General features: G+C 50.4%; 4 protein-coding genes and 1 pseudogene. 2 read left to right on the forward strand and 3 right to left on the reverse strand.

The window, feature by feature from the left end:
- Both ABYP33_RS17925 and ABYP33_RS17930 read right to left on the reverse strand, forming a co-directional pair.
- On the reverse strand, nucleotides 1-1,191 hold a 1,191-nt coding region (locus ABYP33_RS17925), incomplete at its 3' end, for an acetyl-CoA C-acyltransferase (protein WP_373092594.1).
- A gap of 98 nt (nucleotides 1,192-1,289) precedes the next feature.
- Entirely contained in the window at nucleotides 1,290-1,610 is a 321-nt protein-coding gene (locus tag ABYP33_RS17930; RefSeq protein WP_373092596.1) for a hypothetical protein, read from the reverse strand.
- A 420-nt stretch (nucleotides 1,611-2,030) separates the two neighbouring features.
- On the opposite strand from ABYP33_RS17930, the gene ABYP33_RS17935 reads away from it, so the two are divergent.
- A complete protein-coding gene (locus ABYP33_RS17935; RefSeq protein WP_373092598.1) occupies nucleotides 2,031-2,822 on the forward strand; it encodes an enoyl-CoA hydratase/isomerase family protein in 792 nt (263 codons plus the stop codon).
- 35 nt (nucleotides 2,823-2,857) lie between these two features.
- Here ABYP33_RS17935 and ABYP33_RS17940 read toward each other — a convergent pair.
- Nucleotides 2,858-3,121, reverse strand: a pseudogene (locus tag ABYP33_RS17940) (transposase); the annotation flags it as partial.
- A gap of 159 nt (nucleotides 3,122-3,280) precedes the next feature.
- Between ABYP33_RS17940 and ABYP33_RS17945 the strand changes: the two are divergent.
- A partial coding sequence (locus ABYP33_RS17945) for a phosphate acyltransferase (protein ID WP_373092600.1) occupies nucleotides 3,281-3,581 on the forward strand: 301 nt, incomplete at its 3' end.

Below are 3,581 nucleotides of genomic sequence, written 5' to 3' on the forward strand. Positions count from 1 at the left end.
ACCGCCAACGCAGGCCGAAGCAATACCGTATTTAACGCCACGGCGTTTCATCTCTTTTGCTACGGTCGTAGTACAACGCACACCGGTTGCCGCCAGTGGATGGCCGTATGCGGTTGCGCCGCCATTGACGTTTAATTTGCTTTCGTCAATTTTTAACTCGCGGGCTACGGCAAGGCACTGTGCCGAGAAGGCTTCGTTAATTTCAAACAAGCCAATATCGTTAATGCTCAAACCGGTGGCTTCTAGTAGTGCCTTGATAGCTGGAACGGGACCGATACCCATGTAGTGGGGATCAACACCGGCCGCAGAAGAGGCGACGATTTTGGCGAGGGGCTTAAGGCCAGCGCGATCAGCGTAGGCTTTGCTAGAAACCAATGCGGCAGCGGCGCCGTCAACAATGCCAGAGCTATTGCCGCCAGTTTGTACGCCGTCCTTGGTAAAGGACGGGCGCAATTTAGCCAGTGTCTCTAGCGTAGTCGGGCGCACATGCTCGTCGGTAGCAAAGCTTTCAACACCGCGTGGCAGTTTAAACTGCTTGGTTTTCAATCCTTCGCATTCAAAGGTTTGGTTGGTGAGTGTGAGTATTTCATCAGCGAGCATACCGGATTTTTGCGCGGCTAAGGCTCGCTCAAAGCTGGTCATCGCAAATTGATCGACTTCAACGCGGCTCAGGTTGTACTGTTTGGCGAGATTCTCGGCAGTGATACCCATTGGGATATCGGCGGCGGCGTCGTAGAGCAGTTCAAGCAGGTAGTCGCGGAAGTCGACTTGACCCAATTTAAAGCCGCTGCGACTAGTAAAGCTGGCGACTGGCATACGAGACATTGATTCACTGCCTATGCAGAGCATCACTTCGGCTTTATTGAGCTGGCGGTAATCGGCAGCTGCGGCAATAAGTTCAAAACCTGAACCACACAGGCGTTGCAGCATCAGTGCTGGTGCGCCTTGCGGAAGACCGGAATACAGGCCAATGTGCCGAGGTAAGTAGCCCGCGTCAAAGTCAGAGGGGGCAAGGTTGGCAGCAAATAGGCAGTCGATGTCCTGTGGGTTGATCTTCGCCTCGCTAAGCAGGCCTTTCACGACAGCAATACCGAGATCGGTTGCAGAAATGTTCGAGATTGTGCCGTTTACTGCACCAAAGCCGCTGCGGCGGCCATCGATTAGCCACGCGTCATCGTAGGTTGTGATCATTGTAAAACTCCGGTTGGTCTATTGAATGTTAGCTAGCGTAATAAAAACGGAAAATAATTCCCGTAACGTTACTGGTCTAGCCGATGCTGCGCCCGCGATTATCCCAGTAGGGAGCGCGGAGATCTTTTTTCGATATCTTGCCAGCGCAGATGCGCGGGAAGTCGTCGACAAAGGCCACTGATTTTGAGCGTTTGTCGCGCGCTAGGTGCGCTTTGCAATAGCCTATTATATCGGCTTCGCTGGGGTTGGTGCCAGCTTGGAGCCATGATCATGGCTTTAACCTCTTCTCCCCATTTCTCGCTGGGCACGCCAATGACGGCAGCGGCGGCGATACCTAGTTGCAATGACAAGCAGTTTTCGACTTCGGTGGAGTAGACGTTTTCACCCGCGGTGACGACCATGTCTTTTGCGCGGTCCACGATGTAGACGTAGCCTTTCTCGTTGAAGTAGCCCACATCACCCGATATATTAGAGTCTGTATTGAATACCTTCTGCCACGCTTCTCCATTTTGCCATTAGCCATTAGCCATTAGCGATCGGGTTTGCGCTGAGCGGTTTCCTAGTCAACGGCGGCTTTTATTTACTCGAAGTTTATGGTCATCGTGAATTCACCTTTTGCTTATTGTTTGAATTGCATTTTAAATACTGCATAGGCTAACAGGCAGGGGGCCGTTCTGTGATAGACGGATTTCCGTCAATCAATATAAAAGCCAGCGAAAGGTTTGCATGTGTAGTATATTTTGATCATTGTATTGTTGAATGGTTAAGAAATCGCAGGGCATGCTACTTTTTGCGTCTAAAATTCAGCAATCTCATTGAGTAGAGGATAGACATACACCATGGCAGACGCTCCAATTCAATACGCTGTAGATTCACGCGGTGTTGCGACAGTTACCCTTATTCGGCCAGAAATTCACAATGCCTTCGATGACACCGTGGTTGCAGCGCTGAGCGAGGCATTTAGCAAAGCGGCGCAAGATGACTCTGTAAGAGCGCTAATATTGGCGTCTACTGGCAAGAGTTTTTGTGCGGGCGGCGACCTGAACTGGATGCGACGCATGGCCCAGTACGGCTATGAAGAGAACCTTCGTGACTCGGAATTACTGGCAGAAATGCTACATCGTTTAAATACCTTACCAAAATTGACCATTGCCAGAGTACAAGGCGCCGCCTTTGGCGGGGGCGTTGGCTTGGTGAGCTGTTGCGATATTGCGGTGGCGTCGCCAGCTGCGGGATTCTGCTTAAGCGAAGTGAAAGTCGGCATGATTCCGGCGACCATCAGCCCCTATGTTATTAACGCGATTGGCGAGCGCGCATCGCGGCGCTATTTTATTACTGCTGAGCTGATCGGCGCGGGCAAGGCCAGAGAGTTGGGTTTGGTTACCGAGTTGGTTGAGTCTGAAGCACATTTGGACGAAGGTATTGAGCGTATCTTAAAAGGCCTTTTGCGCAATGGTCCACGGGGCGTTGCCGAGGCGAAGCGCCTAGTTATGGATTACGCGAACCGTGAAATTACCCCCGAGCTCATTGCCGACAGCAGCAAGCGTATTGCAGAAATTCGAGGTAGCACCGAAGGTCAAGAGGGCTTAACCGCATTCTTAGAAAAGCGTAAACCCAGCTGGATCGTTTGAGATCCGTTAGATTGCGCAAATATGTTAATTACTACTTAGGCGGCAGCAAAGGATACTATTGTTTCTTTAAAAAAAGATTTTACAAGCTTCTTGTTTCGTCGAATTTTCTCTAAGTCCACTATCGCTCGATTTTTCAGCAATTCACCTTGCTTAAGTGGCTTTTTCGATGTATCCGTATTTCTCATCTGATGCCAAACTAGTTCATCTGGATATAAATCAGGTGGATAGGCAGGAAGAAAGGTGATTTCGATCTTTCCTTCCAAAGAGTCGATATATTTCATTAGCTCTTTTGATTTATGGACAGGATGGCCGGCGTCCCTGTACTGGTCAGGCTAAGCGCTACCTCAAACCGATCTTTAATTAAGTTCGACACGATTTCACGTGTCCACAAACCAAAGTTAACACCACGCTGACGTGGATCATTGCCAAAAATCCAGTGCTAGCTTCGCGATGCGGCGATGACGAATAGAAAACGGGTCTTATTGCCCGAAAGCGCCGATCCACGTGTTATGCAAGCGGTTGCAGAATTGGCTGCCCAAAATATTGTTCAGGTTATTTTTATTACGCTGCCTGACGGAGTGCTTACCGCGCAGAAGGGTGTTGAGGTGTTCTCTGAACTGAGTGATGGCAATGACTGGCGTGAACGCGCAGCGGAGGCCTTGGCGGAATTTCGTGCCGCTAGGGGAATGAACTTGGACAAGGTGGCACTTGAGAACCCCTTGTTGCTGGCGGCGCTGCTCGTCAGGCTGGGCGATGCTG

This window comes from Zhongshania sp. (genome assembly GCF_041584495.1).
Taxonomy (GTDB): Bacteria; Pseudomonadota; Gammaproteobacteria; order Pseudomonadales; family Spongiibacteraceae; genus Spongiibacter.